The organism is Magnetospirillum sp. UT-4 (assembly GCF_902729435.1).
Classification (GTDB): domain Bacteria; phylum Pseudomonadota; class Alphaproteobacteria; order Rhodospirillales; family Magnetospirillaceae; genus Magnetospirillum.
This window is the reverse complement of sequence record NZ_LR746523.1, coordinates 81,513-96,206: the sequence shown is the minus strand read 5'-3', so window position 1 is coordinate 96,206 and position 14,694 is coordinate 81,513. Positions and strand designations below refer to the sequence as shown.

The 14,694-nt window shown below is 68.8% G+C and carries 15 protein-coding genes and 2 riboswitches; of the genes, 10 read left to right on the top strand and 5 right to left on the bottom strand.

Going from position 1 to position 14,694, the window contains the following annotated elements:
• Positions 1–104: 104 nt before the first annotated feature.
• Positions 105–410 carry a hypothetical protein gene (locus tag MTBUT4_RS17765; RefSeq protein WP_254434920.1) on the top strand — a complete coding sequence of 102 codons (306 nt, stop codon included), beginning with the start codon at positions 105–107 and terminating at the stop codon, positions 408–410.
• A 31-nt stretch (positions 411–441) separates the two neighbouring features.
• On the opposite strand, the gene lepA is transcribed toward MTBUT4_RS17765, so the two are convergent.
• A complete protein-coding gene (gene lepA / locus MTBUT4_RS17760; RefSeq protein WP_173981041.1) occupies positions 442–2,244 on the bottom strand; it encodes a translation elongation factor 4 in 1,803 nt (600 codons plus the stop codon).
• A gap of 168 nt (positions 2,245–2,412) precedes the next feature.
• Here lepA and MTBUT4_RS17755 point away from each other — a divergent pair, with 168 nt between their 5' ends.
• The 3 genes from MTBUT4_RS17755 (at position 2,413) to MTBUT4_RS17745 (ending at position 4,399) form a co-directional block, all read left to right on the top strand.
• Positions 2,413–2,733, top strand: coding sequence for an ATPase inhibitor subunit zeta (locus MTBUT4_RS17755; RefSeq protein WP_173981040.1), 321 nt, complete (start codon positions 2,413–2,415; stop codon positions 2,731–2,733).
• A gap of 5 nt (positions 2,734–2,738) precedes the next feature.
• Entirely contained in the window at positions 2,739–3,470 is a 732-nt protein-coding gene (locus MTBUT4_RS17750; RefSeq protein ID WP_173981039.1) for a hypothetical protein, read from the top strand.
• A gap of 182 nt (positions 3,471–3,652) precedes the next feature.
• Positions 3,653–4,399 carry an ABC transporter substrate-binding protein gene (locus MTBUT4_RS17745; protein WP_173981038.1) on the top strand — a complete coding sequence of 249 codons (747 nt, stop codon included), beginning with the start codon at positions 3,653–3,655 and terminating at the stop codon, positions 4,397–4,399.
• A gap of 9 nt (positions 4,400–4,408) precedes the next feature.
• Here the strand turns inward: MTBUT4_RS17745 and MTBUT4_RS17740 are convergent, their stop codons facing one another.
• Positions 4,409–4,912 carry a cache domain-containing protein gene (locus MTBUT4_RS17740; protein WP_173981037.1) on the bottom strand — a complete coding sequence of 168 codons (504 nt, stop codon included), beginning with the start codon at positions 4,910–4,912 and terminating at the stop codon, positions 4,409–4,411.
• 73 nt (positions 4,913–4,985) lie between these two features.
• Here MTBUT4_RS17740 and MTBUT4_RS17735 point away from each other — a divergent pair, with 73 nt between their 5' ends.
• Positions 4,986–6,206: an iron-containing alcohol dehydrogenase gene (locus MTBUT4_RS17735; protein WP_217424204.1), complete on the top strand. Its 1,221-nt coding sequence runs from the start codon at positions 4,986–4,988 to the stop codon at positions 6,204–6,206.
• A gap of 233 nt (positions 6,207–6,439) precedes the next feature.
• On the opposite strand, the gene MTBUT4_RS17730 is transcribed toward MTBUT4_RS17735, so the two are convergent.
• Entirely contained in the window at positions 6,440–6,883 is a 444-nt protein-coding gene (locus MTBUT4_RS17730; RefSeq protein ID WP_173981035.1) for a response regulator, read from the bottom strand.
• A 90-nt stretch (positions 6,884–6,973) separates the two neighbouring features.
• Positions 6,974–7,918 carry a 4-hydroxy-3-methylbut-2-enyl diphosphate reductase gene (gene ispH / locus MTBUT4_RS17725; protein WP_173981034.1) on the bottom strand — a complete coding sequence of 315 codons (945 nt, stop codon included), beginning with the start codon at positions 7,916–7,918 and terminating at the stop codon, positions 6,974–6,976.
• Between the two features lie 100 nt (positions 7,919–8,018).
• Here ispH and MTBUT4_RS17720 point away from each other — a divergent pair, with 100 nt between their 5' ends.
• From MTBUT4_RS17720 to gcvPB, 5 genes are all read left to right on the top strand, one after another.
• A complete protein-coding gene (locus MTBUT4_RS17720; RefSeq protein WP_173981033.1) occupies positions 8,019–8,549 on the top strand; it encodes a hypothetical protein in 531 nt (176 codons plus the stop codon).
• A 172-nt stretch (positions 8,550–8,721) separates the two neighbouring features.
• Positions 8,722–8,831: riboswitch (glycine riboswitch) on the top strand.
• A 3-nt stretch (positions 8,832–8,834) separates the two neighbouring features.
• Positions 8,835–8,924, top strand: a riboswitch (glycine riboswitch).
• A gap of 55 nt (positions 8,925–8,979) precedes the next feature.
• The gene (gene gcvT / locus MTBUT4_RS17715) at positions 8,980–10,095 is read left to right on the top strand and encodes a glycine cleavage system aminomethyltransferase GcvT (protein WP_173981032.1); all 1,116 of its coding nucleotides are present in this window, start codon (positions 8,980–8,982) and stop codon (positions 10,093–10,095) included.
• Between the two features lie 12 nt (positions 10,096–10,107).
• Positions 10,108–10,482, top strand: coding sequence for a glycine cleavage system protein GcvH (gene gcvH, locus MTBUT4_RS17710; RefSeq protein ID WP_173981031.1), 375 nt, complete (start codon positions 10,108–10,110; stop codon positions 10,480–10,482).
• A 12-nt stretch (positions 10,483–10,494) separates the two neighbouring features.
• Positions 10,495–11,844 (top strand): aminomethyl-transferring glycine dehydrogenase subunit GcvPA, encoded by a 1,350-nt coding sequence (gene gcvPA, locus MTBUT4_RS17705; protein ID WP_173981030.1) that lies wholly within the window; start codon positions 10,495–10,497, stop codon positions 11,842–11,844.
• A gap of 1 nt (position 11,845) precedes the next feature.
• Complete coding sequence (gene gcvPB, locus MTBUT4_RS17700; RefSeq protein WP_173981029.1) at positions 11,846–13,357, top strand: aminomethyl-transferring glycine dehydrogenase subunit GcvPB; 1,512 nt, start codon at positions 11,846–11,848, stop codon at positions 13,355–13,357.
• A 448-nt stretch (positions 13,358–13,805) separates the two neighbouring features.
• On the opposite strand, the gene MTBUT4_RS17695 is transcribed toward gcvPB, so the two are convergent.
• The gene (locus tag MTBUT4_RS17695) at positions 13,806–14,639 is read right to left on the bottom strand and encodes an LD-carboxypeptidase (RefSeq protein ID WP_173981028.1); all 834 of its coding nucleotides are present in this window, start codon (positions 14,637–14,639) and stop codon (positions 13,806–13,808) included.
• Positions 14,640–14,694: the final 55 nt, after the last annotated feature.

Below are 14,694 nucleotides of genomic sequence, written 5' to 3'. Positions count from 1 at the left end.
GCGAAATCCGCGGCGCTCGCGGAAAAGCGTTGAAATTTATCCCTCTAGGGTGCAAACCTTAGGGCGTTTATGAAAATCGCCATCTTTCCCACCGGTTCACCATGATGTTCGGACGTTTCCTCGGCTGGTTTCTCATCGCGCTGACCGTGGTCATGGCGTCGGCCGACGCCGTGCTGGCGCTGGGTCCGGCCGATTATTCCGGCATCGTCACCGCCGACCTGCTGACCCTGCTGACCGGCGGCGCCCCCGATGGCACCGACGTTGCGCCGTCGCTGCTGGCCACCGCCTCGGGCATGCTGCTCGACCTGCCGGCCTGGGTGATGGTGGGGCTGGCCGGCACCGCCATGGTGGTGGCCTTCCGCAAGCGCAACAAGCGCTTCCGCTTCCGCCGCACCGGCGGCACTTTCTAGTTTACGCCGCCTTTCCTGCCGCAAGTCCCTTTTAGTCGTCGCCCATCTTGAGGGCGGCGAGGAAGGCGCTCTGCGGGATTTCCACCTTGCCGAACTGGCGCATGCGCTTCTTGCCTTCCTTCTGCTTCTCCAGCAACTTGCGCTTGCGGGTGGCGTCGCCGCCATAGCACTTGGCGGTGACGTCCTTCCTGAGCGCGCTGATGCTCTCGCGGGCGACGATGCGGCCGCCGATGGCCGCCTGGATGGCGATCTGGAACATCTGGCGCGGGATCAGGTCCTTGAGCCGCTGGCAGATGCCGCGGCCGCGGCTTTCGGCATTGGCCTTGTGGACGACGAAGGACAGCGCATCGACGGGGTCCTGGTTGACCAGGATCGAGACCTTGACCAGCTCGCTCATGGCGTAGGAATCCACCTCGTAGTCGAAGCTGGCATAGCCGCGGCTGATGGATTTCAGGCGGTCGTAGAAGTCGAACACCACCTCGTTCAGCGGCAGCTTGTAGACCGCCATCGCCCGCTGGCCGGCATAGGTGAGGTCGAGCTGCTGGCCGCGCCGTTCGGTGCACAGGGTCAGCACCGGCCCCAGATACTCGTCCGGCACCATGATGGTGGCCTTGATCCAGGGCTCTTCCATGTGGTCGATGCGGCCGGGATCGGGCATGTCGGCGGGGTTGTGCAGCTCCATCATCTCGCCGTTGGTGAGATGGACGCGGTAGACCACGCTGGGCGCCGTGGTGATGAGGTCGAGGTTGAACTCGCGCTCGAGCCGTTCCTGGATGATCTCCAGGTGCAGCAACCCCAGGAACCCGCAGCGGAAGCCGAAGCCCAGCGCCGCCGAGGTCTCGGGCTCGTACTGGAAGCTGGCGTCGTTGAGGCGCAGCTTGGCGAGGCTGTCGCGCAGATCCTCGTAATCGGCGGCGTCGATGGGGAACAGGCCGCACCACACCACCGGCACGCTGGGCTTGAACCCGGGCAGGGGCTGCGCCGCCGGCTTCTTGTCGTCGGTGACGGTGTCGCCGACCTTGGTGTCGGCCACCGCCTTGATGCCGGCGGTGAAGAAGCCCATCTCGCCCGGCTTCAGCTCGTTGCACTGGATCAGCTTGGGGGTGAAATAGCCGACGCTGTCGACCTGATAGGCGGCGCCCGAGGCCATCATGCGGATTTTCTGGCCCTTCTTCAGGACGCCGTTCTTGATCCGCACCAGGATGATGACGCCGAGATAGGAATCGTACCACGAATCCACCAGCAGGGCCTGCAGCGGCTCGCCCTCCTCGCCCTCGGGCGGCGGCAGGCGGGTGACCAGGGCCTCGAGCACGTCGCCGATGCCGATGCCGGTCTTGGCCGAGATCATCACCGCGTCGGTGGTGTCGAGGCCGATGACGTCCTCGATCTGCTGCTTGATGCGCTCGGGCTCGGCCGCCGGCAGGTCGATCTTGTTGAGGATCGGCACCACCTCGTGGCCGGCATCCAGGGCGTGGTAGACATTGGCCAGGGTCTGCGCCTCGACCCCCTGGCTGGCATCGACCACCAGCAGCGAGCCCTCGCAGGCGGCCAGCGAGCGGCTGACCTCGTAGGCGAAGTCGACGTGACCGGGCGTGTCCATCAGGTTGAGCTGGTAGGTCTTGCCGTCCTTGGCGGTATAGTCCAGGCGGACGGTCTGGGCCTTGATGGTGATGCCGCGCTCGCGCTCGATGTCCATGGAATCGAGGATCTGTTCCTTCATCTCGCGCGCCTCGATGGCGCCGCAGGACTGGATCAGGCGATCGGCCAGGGTCGACTTGCCGTGGTCGATATGGGCGATGATGGCGAAGTTGCGGATGTGGGCGAGCTTGGTCATGGGTCTTCGCGGCTTTCGAAATCTGGGCGGAACATAGGGAATTGGGCACGGTTTGGGAAGCCCGCGCGATTGCCCATCGCCGGCACCATGGGAGATGCGCGGCCGCGGCACTTCCGCGGCGGCCGCGGTCAGGGTAGAATTGAGTCCAGACCTAGCGGGAGCGTGTCCATGCTGTTCGATCGTAAGCGCAAGTCCGGCGACGGCGACGGCGAGGCGGCGCTGGAGCCCCACCTCAAATCGCAGCGCAACCGCATGGCCGGGATGTGGGCGGCCGAGCTTCTCGGCCTGATCGGCCAGGCGGCGCACGACTACGCCCACGACGTGGTCCACAGCCACGAGTCCAGCCACGACGACGACGAGCCGGTGATCCGCCGCCTCGCCCACGACCTCAAGGGCAAGGTCTCGGCGCACGAGGTCCGCGAGAAGCTGGCCCACCTGCTGCACGAGGCGCGCCGCCAGCTGAAGCATCAGGCCAAGGACCCCGAATAGCCCCCATGAGCCTCACCCGTTTCTCTCCCCAGGTGGTCAAGGCCTTCGGCCTGCCCGCCGCAGAGCCGGCCGCCCTGCTGCGCCTGGCCGCGCCCTGGTTCGCCCTCGCCCTGGCCGCCCATGCCGGGCGCGGCCTGCCGTTCCCAGGCTCCCAGATAGCCGCGCTGGTGGTCTCGGCCATTGCGGTCGGCCTGTTCGGCCATGCCTGGCAGCGCTTCGCGGCCACCGGCGAACGCCCGGCCGGCCCGGTGGTGCTGGTGCTGGGCTGGCGCGCCTTCGCCTGGGCCGGCGCATACCAGCTGATGCTGGGCTTCGAAGGGGCGGTGGCGACCCTGCTGGGGATCGTCCTCGAGGGCGTCGCCAATGCCCACGCCCTGGCCTTCGCCGGCACCCAGCTGTTCCAGCTGCTGTTCGGGCCGATGCTGCTGCTGCTGCCCCATCTGGCCCTGGCCCGGCGCGGCGAAGGCAAGGCCTCGCTGGCCGAGATGGTGGCGGCCGGAGGCCTGGCGGTCGGGCTGGGCTACGTGCTGGTCAACCTGCCGTTCCTGTTCGTCACCCTGGCCTGGGCCGACGTCGCCGTCCAGCTGCCCGACGGGCCGGCCTTCACCTTCGCCGCCGGCGTCGTCCAGTACCTGGTCTCGTTCCTCGGCCTGGCGGTCAGTGCCGGCTATTTCGGCCTGGTATGGACCGAGCTGCGCGACACCGTCACGCCCTTGGCCGCCCGCAAGCCGGAATAAACACCAGTGGTGGAAACACACAGCACTTGGTATGCTGTTTTCACAACCTAGCGTCCTGCCCCAGAAATTCGCATTGCGGAATTCTGGGATAAGCAGGCCACTAACGTGCTGAATTGTGTGGTGATTCTGAAGTTCGCATTACGATGCGAACTTCAGAATCGCCACGCTAGGGGAAACGGGCTGTGCTGCGCATCATCGTTCTGCTTGCCGTCCTGCTGACCGGCCTGGGCGCCCGCGCCGCCGAGCGCGATCTGGTGGTCGGCGTCGAGGAACTGGAATATTTCCCCCTCTATGCCATGCGAGAGGGCGAGTACGTGGGCGCCGCCCGCGACATCCTGGACGCCTTCGCCGCCGCCCGCGGCTATCGCCTGGTCTATCGGCCGATGCCGATCAAGCGGCTGTTCGCCGAGTTGGCGGCGGGCGGCATCGACCTCAAGTTTCCCGACAGCCCGTTCTGGTCGGCCGAGACCAAGCAGGGATTGACGGTCAGCTACAGCAAGCCGGTGATCGCCTATATCGATGGGGTGATGGTGCGCACCGCCAATCTCGGCCGCGGCGCCGACGGCGTCCGCACCCTGGGCACGGTCGCCGGCTTCACGCCCTATTCCTGGCTCGACCGGGTCAAGTCCGGCAGTGTGACGCTGAAGGAGAATCCCCGGATGGAGCTGTTGCTGCGCCAGGCGGCGGTGGGGCACGTGGACGGCGCCTATGTCAGCGTCGCGGTCGCCAACCACGTGCTGGCGACGACGCTGAACATGGCCGGCACGCTGGTGTTCGACCCCGGCCTGCCGCACACCCGCGACCATTACATGCTGTCCTCGGCGACCGCGCCGCAGGTGATCGCCGAGTTCGATGCCTGGATGGCCGCCAACGGCTCCCTGATCCGCTCGATCAAGGACCGTTACGGCGCCGAGAAGGGCGTCGAATAGGGCTGCGACCTACTTGTGGTAGTAGCCGGCGCCGACCACGTAATCGCCGCTGTGGACCACGTACGAGGTCTTGTTCTCCAGCTTGCCGGTCAGCGGGTTCTTCCACAGGTAGTCGACGGTGCTGGTGCCGTGGCGCTTGGCCCGCTTGACGATTTCCTGCACCACCAGCTGGCCGGCGGCGTCGGTCATCTTCCAGGCGTCGGTGCCGGTGCGCTCGGGGCGGTAGCCGGTGGCCTTGTAGACGCCCTTCATGTCGAACACGAAGATATAGAGATCGCCGTCGATCCACTTGCCCTTGGGGTTGTTGAAGGCGGCGAAGGCCTTTTCCGGCCCGACCTTCTTCATGAACTCGACGGCCTCGTTGACGAACGCGGCGACCTCTTCGGCGGAGTGGCGCGGCGGCTCGACCGCCTGGGCGGCAGCCGGCGGCGGCGCGGTCTGGGCGTGGGCCGGCGCGGCCGCCAGCGGAACCAGGGCGAACAGCGCCATGGCGATCAGTCGTGCAGGCAACATCGTCTTGCTCTCCCCCTCGGAGCGGTCATCATGGTGTGCTAATATACATAAGTTTACGCTGAAAGACACGCCCGTGCAGCCGCTTCCCGCCTTCGCCCTGTCCCGCCTGCCGCGCATCGTCTTCGGCGAGGGCTCCCTCGCCCGGCTGCCCGCCGAGATCGCCGCCCTGGGGCGCCGCGTGCTGATCGTCACCGGCGCCCGCTCGTTCCAGGGCGGCCCCCATTGGCGGCCGCTGATGGACGGACTGGCGGCGGCCGGCGTCGGCGTCGAGACCCTGGCGGTGCCGGGCGAGCCCGAACCGGCGCTGGTGGACGGGGCCGTCGCCGCCTTGCAAGGCGCCGGCATCGCGGTGGTGGTGGGCATCGGCGGCGGCAGCGCGCTGGATGCCGCCAAGGCCGTCGCCGGCCTGCTGCCCACCGGCGCCAAGGTGCTGGACCATCTGGAAATCGTCGGCCGCGGCCTTCCCTACCATGGGCCGGCGCTACCCGTGGTGGCGGTTCCCACCACCGCCGGGACGGGATGCGAGGCGACCCGCAACGCGGTCATCTCCAGCATCGGCACGGACGGCTTCAAGCGCTCGTTCCGCCACGACCTGCTGATGCCGGCGCTGGCCTTGGTCGATCCGCTGCTGCTGGAGGGCTGCCCGCGCGCCGTCATGGCCGCCAACGGCATGGACGCCTTCACCCAGCTGCTGGAATCCTACACCTCGACCGGCGCCAATCCGGTCACCGACGCGCTGGCCTGGGCCGGCATGGAGGCGGTGGCCCAGGGCTTCTTCGCGGCGCTCAATGGCAGCGGCGAAGCCGCGTTGGACGGCAACGACGACGAGGCCCGTTCGGGCCGCTCGCGCATGGCCTTCGCGGCTCTGGCCTCGGGCATCTGCCTGGCCCATACCGGTCTGGGGGCGGTGCACGGCCTGGCCTCGCCGCTGGGCGCCTTCTTCCCCATTCCCCATGGCGTGGTGTGCGGCACCCTGCTGGCCGAGGCCACCCGCGCCAATGTCGAGGCGCTGTTCGAGCGCGATCCCTTCGGCCCCGCCCTTCCCCGCTACGCCAAGGTCGGCGCCCTGCTGATGGGGCACGCGCGGGTATGCTCGGGCGACGGGCTGCTCATGCTGGACGACACCCTGGAGCGCTGGGTCGAGGACCTGGAGATGCCGCGCCTGTCGGCCTTCGGCATGACAGCGGCCGACATTCCCCGGGTGGTGGCGGCGTCGGGCGGCAATTCCATGAAGACCAACCCGGTGGTGCTGACCGACGACGAGATCGCCGGCATATTGGCGGCGCGGCTGTAGGCGGCCGCAGCAGCCAAATCACCCTCGCCCGCCCGCGGGAGAGGGAGGGACCCGGCCGCCAGGCCGGGAGGGAGAGGGCGCGCGCCGTCAGGTGCGCTTCGCGCCAGCGAAAATCTTCGTGTTCCCAAGTCATGGGCGCGTGGACACGCGCCGCCCTCACCCTGGCTCGCTGACGCTCGCCCCCCTCTCCCGCAGGCGGGCGAGGGGAAGGTCGGGAGGCCCCTTTCGAGCGCCTAGCCCGGCAGGGCCACCAGTTGGAACCAGTAATGGTCGAGGGTGCGCACCACGTCGACCAGGCCGTCGAAGGTGACCGGCTTGGCGATGTAGGAATTGGCGCCCAGTTCGTAGGTCGCCGCCACATCCTCATCGGCCTTCGAGGTGGTCAGCACCACCACCGGGATGGTGCGCAGCTCGGCATCGCCCTTGATGGCGGCCAGCGCCTCGCGGCCGTCCATCCCGGGCATGTTGAGGTCGAGCAGGATCAGGCCGGGCCGCGGCGACTTGGTCGCCTCGGTGAACTTCCCCTCGCGGCGCAGATAGGCCATCAGCTCGCGGCCGTCGCGGACATGATGGAAGTCGTTGCGCAGCCGGCATTCCTCCAGCGCCTTGCGGGTCAGCAGGACATCGGCGGGATCGTCATCCGCCATCAGGATGGTCACCGGGGAACACGTCTTCATGGTGTGCCTTGGGCTGGGCCGAGCTGATCGGCGATAGGGACAGGATAGATGGCACGGCCACGCAAGTCCATTGCGGATACCCCGCCCCAACTAGCTCGTTAGTTGAGCCGGCAGTTTGAACGCCACGGTTTCTTCGGTGACCCGCACTTCCTCGATGTCCACCGCGAAGCGTTCGCGCGCCGCCGCGATCACCTCCTCCACCAGCACGTCCGGGGCCGAGGCGCCGGCGGTGATGCCGAGGCGGGCGATCCCCGCCAGCGCGCCCCAGTCGATGTCGGCGGCGCGCTGGACCAGGATGGCCCGGGGACAGCCGGCGCGGGCCGCCACCTCGACCAGGCGCTTGGAATTGGAGGAATTGGGGGCGCCGATCACCATCACCGCGGCGCAGGTGGGGGCGATGGTCTTGACCGCGGTCTGGCGGTTGGTGGTGGCATAGCAGATGTCCTCGCGCCGCGGCCCGACGATGGCGGGAAAGCGGGCCTTCAGCACCTCGGTGACGGCGGCGGCATCGTCCACCGACAAGGTGGTCTGGGTGATGTAGGCCAGGCGCCCGGGATCGGCCGGCGCCACGGTGCGGGCGTCCTCGACCGTCTCCACCAGCAGCACCGCGCCGTCGGGGACCTGGCCCATGGTGCCGATCACCTCGGGATGGCCCTTGTGGCCGATCATCACGATCTGGCGGCCGGCCTGGTGGTGCATTTCGGCCTCGCGGTGGACCTTGGTGACCAGCGGGCAGGTGGCGTCGAGCACCTCGAAGCCGCGCGCCGCGGCCTCTTCGGGCACGCTCTTGGGCACGCCGTGGGCCGAGAACACCACCGGGACATGGTCGGGAACCTCGGACAATTCGTCCACGAACACCGCGCCCTTGGCCTTCAGCGAATCGACGACGAAGCGGTTGTGGACGATCTCGTGGCGGACATAGACCGGGCGGCCGTACTTGGCCAGGGCCGCCTCGACGATCAGGATGGCGCGATCGACGCCGGCACAGAAGCCGCGCGGTGCCGCCAGCACGATGGTCAGCTTCGCCTTGTCCATGATCGTCCCGCCTTGTGCCGGCCCACCGGCTTCTCTAGAATCCCGCCCGACAAGTGCCACGGATCGCCCCTGGCCTCAACGGCATTCATCCGGGATCTCCATGACCGCCTCGCTCCGCCCCTTCGTCGCCGCCCTGGCCCTGGCCCCGGTGCTCGCCTCGTGCTCGATCCTTCAGAAGAAGGAGCCGCCGCCCTGCCCGCCCATCTACGTCCTGGGCGACGCCGGCCAGCTCACCCATTTCCGTGACGGCAAGGGCCGCGACCTCACCGACATCGAGTTCGAGGCCGAGATCCAGGGCTTCACCGGCGGCTGCACCTATGACGAAAAGGGCGCGGTGGTGGACCTGCAGGTCAGCTTCACCGTCAAGCGCGGCCCCGCCGATGGCGACCGCAAGGCCGAGTTCTCGTACTTCGCCGCCATCCCGCTGTTCTACCCCTCGCCTGCGGCCAAGGCGGTGTTCCCCATCCAGGTGGAATTCCCCGAGGGCAACAACTACCTGAACCACACCGACGAGACGGTGATGATGCGCATCCCGGTCAAGGACAAGGACGTCATCCAGAAGTACGAAATCTACCTGGGTTTCCAGGCCACGGCCGAGGAAATCGAGCGCAACCGCGCCGGGCGGAAGTAGATTATCTGAACCGTCGTCCCCGCGCAGGCGGGGACCCACGCGTGCACCGCCAGCCTGTCCGTGACTTTGGGTTCCCGCCGGCGCGGGAACGACGGAAATGATCGGCACCATCCTCGGGAACGATTGACTCCGGTTGACTCTCCGGCGGGGGCGGATAAACTTCGCGTCACAGATGATCCCCGTCGGGAGAGTCCGCACCCCAACATCTTGTGGTTGGGGCCAGCGGCGCCGAAGGAGCAACCGCCCCTGGAAACTCTCAGGCAAACGGACCGCGGGGGGATGAATCTCTGGAAAGCGGCACGTTCGCGCGTGCCCACCGACGATGTAAGCCCGCGCCCCGTGCACGGGTGAATCTTTCAGGTTCCAAGGACAGAGGGGGGCACAAATGGGCTTGTGCCCGAAGTGCGACTCCGATTGCCGGGAGGAACCGTTGAGCGACCCCGAGACCACGCTGCTGACCACACCGCTGGATGCCCTGCACCGCGAGCTGGGGGGCAAGATGGTGCCCTTCGCCGGCTATGCCATGCCGGTGCAGTACCCCCAGGGGGTCCTGGGCGAGCACCTGCACACCCGCTCGGCCGCCGGCCTGTTCGACGTCTCGCACATGGGCCAGGCGACCATCGAGGCCGACGACCCCGCCGCCCTGCTGGAGGAACTGGTCCCCGGCGACATCAAGGGCCTGGGTGTGGGACGCACCCGCTATTCGGTGTTCACCAACGAGGCGGGCGGCATCCTCGACGATCTGATGATCTCGAAGCTGGCGCCGGGCAAGCTGTTCCTGGTGGTCAACGCCGCCTGCAAGGATGCCGATTTCGCCCATCTTCAGGCCAGGCTGGGCGGCCGCGCCGACATCCGGGTGCTGGCCGACCGGGCGCTGCTGGCGCTGCAGGGGCCCAAGGCGGCCGAAGTGATGGCCGGCCTGTACGACGGCGCCGAGGCGCAGCCCTTCATGACCATCCGCGAGGCCGGGGTGGCCGGCATCCCGTGCCTGATCACCCGCTCGGGCTATACCGGCGAGGACGGCTACGAGATCTCGGTGCCGGCCGACAAGGCCGAGAAGCTGGCCCGCCTGCTGCTCGGCCTGGGCGGGGTCAAGCCCATCGGGCTGGGGGCGCGCGATTCGCTCCGGCTCGAGGCCGGGCTGTGCCTCTACGGCTCGGACATCGACACCACCACCACCCCGGTCGAGGGCGCCATCGCCTGGATCATCGGCAAGCGCCGGCGCGAGCAGGGCGGCTATCCCGGCGCCGACACGGTGACCCGCCAGCTGGCCGAGGGGGCGCCGCGCCTGCGCGTCGGCATCCGGCCCCTGGGCCGCGCCCCGGCCCGCGCCCATACCGCGATCACCGACCTGGACGGCACCGTCATCGGCGAGGTCACCTCGGGCGGCTTCGGCCCCTCGGTGGACGGCCCCGTCGCCATGGGCTACGTCCCCGCCGCCTTCGCCGCCCCCGGCACGCCGCTGCGCCTGATGGTGCGCGGCAAGGCGCTGGAGGCCGCGGTGGCGCCGCTGCCGTTCGTTCCGCACCATTATTTCAAAGGTTGAGGGGAGACTTCCATGACCACGCGCTTCACCAAGGATCACGAGTGGATCAAGGTCGAGGGTAGCGCCGGCACCGTCGGCATCACCGATTACGCCCAGCACGCCCTGGGCGACATCGTCTTCGTCGAGCCGCCCGAGGCCGGCCGCGTCCTCAAGCAGGGCGACGATGCCGCCGTGGTGGAATCGGTCAAGGCGGCGTCCGAGGTCTATTCCCCGGTCTCCGGCACCGTCACCGAGGGCAACGCCGCCCTGGCCGACCAGCCGGCCCTGGTCAACGAGAGCCCCGAGGACCAGGCGTGGTTCTACAAGCTGACCCTGTCGGCCCCGGCGGAGCTGGACCAGCTGATGGACCGCGCCGCCTATGACGCATACGTCAAGGGCCTGGAGTAAGGACACCCCTTCATGCGCTACCTGCCCCATACCGAGTCCGACCGCCGCGCCATGCTGGCGGCCATCGGGGCCAAGGACGTCGAGTCCCTGTTCGTCGACGTCCCGGCCGCCGCCCGCCTGCCCGGCCCCCTCGACCTGCCCAAGGCGCAGGGCGAGATGGAGGTGGAACGGGCCTTCCAGCGCATGGCCATGAAGAACCTGTCGGCCGGCTGCGCCCCCTTCTTCATCGGCGCCGGCATCTACCGCCACCACATCCCGGCGGCCATCGACCAGTTGCTGACCCGGGGCGAGTTCCTGACCTCGTACACCCCCTACCAGCCCGAGGTCAGCCAGGGCACCCTGCAATACCTGTTCGAGTTCCAGACCCAGGTGGCGCTGGTCACCGGCATGGACGTGGCCAACGCCTCCATGTACGACGGCGCCACCGCCTGCGCCGAGGCCGCCGCCATGGCCTGCCGCGTCACCAAGCGCAAGAAGGTGATCCTGTCGGGCAGCCTGCACCCGCATTACCGCTCGACCACCGAGACGGCGCTGAAATACACCGACATGGCGGCCGAGACCCTGGCCCCCGACCCGCTGGCCATGGAAGACCTGATGGGCCGGGTGGATTCCGCCACCGCCTGCGTCATGGTCCAGAATCCCGGCTTCTTCGGCCATGTCCGCGACCTCGCCCCGCTGGCCGCCGCCTGCCGCGAATCCGGCGCCCTGCTGGTGGTGGCGGTGGCCGAGCCGGTGTCGCTGGGCCTGATCGCCCCCCCGGGCGCCATGGGCGCCGACATCGTGGTCGGCGAAGGGCAAAGCCTGGGCGTCGGCCTGTCCTTCGGCGGCCCCGGCCTGGGGCTGTTCGCCACCCGCGACAAGTACGTGCGCCAGATGCCCGGGCGTTTGGCGGGGCAGACGGTGGACGTGGACGGCAAGCGCGGCTTCGTGCTGACCCTGTCGACCCGCGAGCAGCACATCCGCCGCGAGAAGGCAACCAGCAACATCTGCACCAATTCCGGCCTGTGCGCCCTGGCCTTCACCATGCACCTGACCATGCTGGGCGAGACCGGCTTCACCCGGCTGGCCGAGCTGAACCATGCCGCCGCCGTGCGGCTGGAGGGCAAGCTGGCCCGGCTGAAGGGGGTGAAGGTGCTGCCCGACAGCTATTTCAACGAATTCGCCGTCCATCTCGGCGAGGACAAGGACGCCGCCGCGGTGGTCGATGCCCTGGCCGCCAAGGGGATCCTGGCCGGCGTGCCGGCCTCGCGCTTCTATCCCGACTGGCCCGAGCTGCACCCGGTGCTGATCCTGGCCGCCACCGAGACCAACACCGACGCGGACATGGACGCGCTGGTCGCCGCCCTGCAGGGAGTGCTCTGACATGGCCGACGGTGTCACCACCTTCTCCGGCAATCGCGGCCTCGCCATCGAGGAGCCGCTGATCTTCGAGATGAACGCCCCCGGCCGCGTCGCCATCGACCTGCCCGAGCCGGGACCGGTGGATGCCGACCGCCTGGCCGGCCTGCGCCGCGCCACCCCCATCGGCCTGCCCGATTTGTCCGAGCCGCAGGTGGTGCGCCACTACACCCGCCTGAGCCAGAAGAATTACGGCATCGACACCGGCTTCTATCCGCTGGGGTCGTGCACCATGAAGCACAACCCGCGCCTGTCCGAGAAGATGGCCCGCCTGACCGGGCTGGCCGACCTGCATCCGTTCCAGCCGCAGGCCACCGTGCAGGGCGCCCTGGAGGTCATCGACCAGCTGGCCTGGTGGCTGAAGCAGCTGACCGGCATGCCGGCGGTGGCCATGAGCCCGGCCGCCGGTGCCCATGGCGAATGGTGCGGCCTGATGGCCATCCGCGCCTATCACGAGGATCACGGCGAGGGCCATCGCCGCCGCGTGCTGGTGCCGGAATCGGCGCACGGCACCAACCCGGCCTCGGCCGCCATGTGCGGCTTCACCGTCGATCCGGTCCCGGCCGACGACCAGGGCCGCGTCGACGTCGCCGCCCTGAAGGCCAAGCTGGGGCCGGACGTGGCCTGCATCATGGTCACCAACCCCAACACCTGCGGCCTGTTCGAGCGCGACATCATAGACATCGCCGCCGCCACCCACGCCGCCGGCGCCTTCTTCTATTGCGACGGCGCCAATTTCAACGCCATCGTCGGGCGGGTGAAGATCGCCGATCTCGGCATCGACACCATGCACATCAACCTTCACAAGACCTTCTCCACACCCCACGGCGGCGGCGGCCCCGGCGCCGGCCCGACCGTGCTGTCCGAGAAGCTGGCCCCGTACGCGCCGCTGCCCTTCGTGGTGCACGGGGCGGGCGGCCTGCACCTCGTCGAGCACGCGGCGGAAGTGCCTGAATCGAAACCGTTCGGCCGGGTGAAGGGCTATCACGGCCAGTTCGGGGTGTTCGTCCGGGCGCTGGCCTATATCCAGTCCATGGGCGCCGACGGCCTGCGCCAGGCCTCCACCGACGCGGTGCTGAACGCCAATTACCTGCTGGCAGAATTGAAGGACGTGCTGAGCCCGTCCTTCGACGGCCCCTGCATGCACGAATGCCTGTTCGACGACCGCTTCCTGAAGGACACCGGGGTGACCACCCTGGACTTCGCCAAGATGCTGATCGACGAGGGCTTCCACCCCATGACCATGTACTTCCCGCTGGTGGTGCACGGGGCGCTGCTGATGGAGCCGACCGAAACCGAATCCAAGGAAACCCTGGACGGCTTCATCGCCGTGATCCGCGCTTTGGCCGACAAGGCCAAGGCCGGCGCGGCGGAAGAGTTCAAGGCGGCCCCCCGCCTCACCCCCCGCCGCCGCCTGGACGAAACCCTGGCGGCAAGGACACCGGTGCTGCGCTGGAAGCCGGGGGCGAATAGCTAGGGGGCGTGCTCCCTCCCCCCTGGTGGGGGAGGGGAGTACGAGTCCCCCTCTCCCTCCCCCCTTGCGGGCGAAGCCCGCCTTCCAACAATGCGTGCTTCGCACGCGGGGGAGGGCCGGGGTGGGGGCGAACCGCGTCGGCGCCTGAGTGTGCGGCCTCACCCCGCCCCCAACCCCATCAAGGGGAGGGGAGTACGAGTCGCCCTCCCCGCCCCCCTTGCGGGCTACGGTACCAACACATTTTTATACGCTACTTCAATATGTTGGCGTCACGGCCGAGCTTCATCCGGCCGACTCGTCGGCAGTCCTTCATAGGAACACGGATCTCATTGAAGGCCGCACCGGACAAGGTGTCCAGGCTGCTGCTCCCGGTCTTGACCTGCCAGGCGTGCCTCCTGCGCGGGAATGACTGCCAACATGCAAGACGACCTTCCTTCGCCCGATTGCCCTGTCAACCGGGACGCCACCTCCCGAACGGCACCACCCGGTTTGCCGCGTCGTGGCCGATGTCGGCGCGCCCCGCCCAGGGGATGCCGGAACGCACACACCACGCCTTCGCCACCTGCTCCTCGTCGGCGCCGAAATCCGGGTCGTTGGCGGGAATGTCGGAGCAGCGGCCCAGCATCAGCCCGGCCACCCGCCGCAAAGCGGGGGTGCTGGTGATCTGGCCCAGCGCGCGGTCGATGCGGTACATGGCCTCGGACACCTCTTCCAGCATCAGCACGTGGCCGGCGAGATCGGGCAGGTACGGGGTGCCGATCAGGTGCGACAGGATGGTGATGTTGAAGGCCGCCGCCGGCCTTCCCCGTACCAGCGAGGGCTCCAGCGCGCCGGAATCGCCATCGACCAGGAAGGCCAGGGCGCGGGCCACCGCCGCGGCACCGCCGTCGCGGTTGAGGTCGGCCGGCATGGGGCCGTGGGCGACCCGGCCGATGCCGGCGCCGTAAAGCGCCCCCAACAGGAAGCCGGCATCGCTGTAGCCGAGATAGACCTTGTCCCGCGCCGCCGGACCCAGGGCCGGCAGCACCGCCTCGGCCAGCCGGAACGAGCCGTAGCCGCCGCGGCCGAACCACAGGGCGTCGAAGCCGGGATCGTTGGCGACGGCGACGAAGGCCGCCGCCCGCTCGCCATCGGTGCCGGCGAAATGCCCGTGGGACAGGAAGCATTGCGGGTGGAAGACGATCTCGGGCCGGCGCCCGCCGTACAGCCCGTCCGCCAGGGCCTCCAGGCGGGCGGGCAAGTCGGGGGCGACGCGGCAGCTGGGGGCGACCACTCCGATCCGCATCGATCCTCCCTGTTGTGGCTTGCATGGCCCCGACCCCGGATTGTAGCCTCGGCCG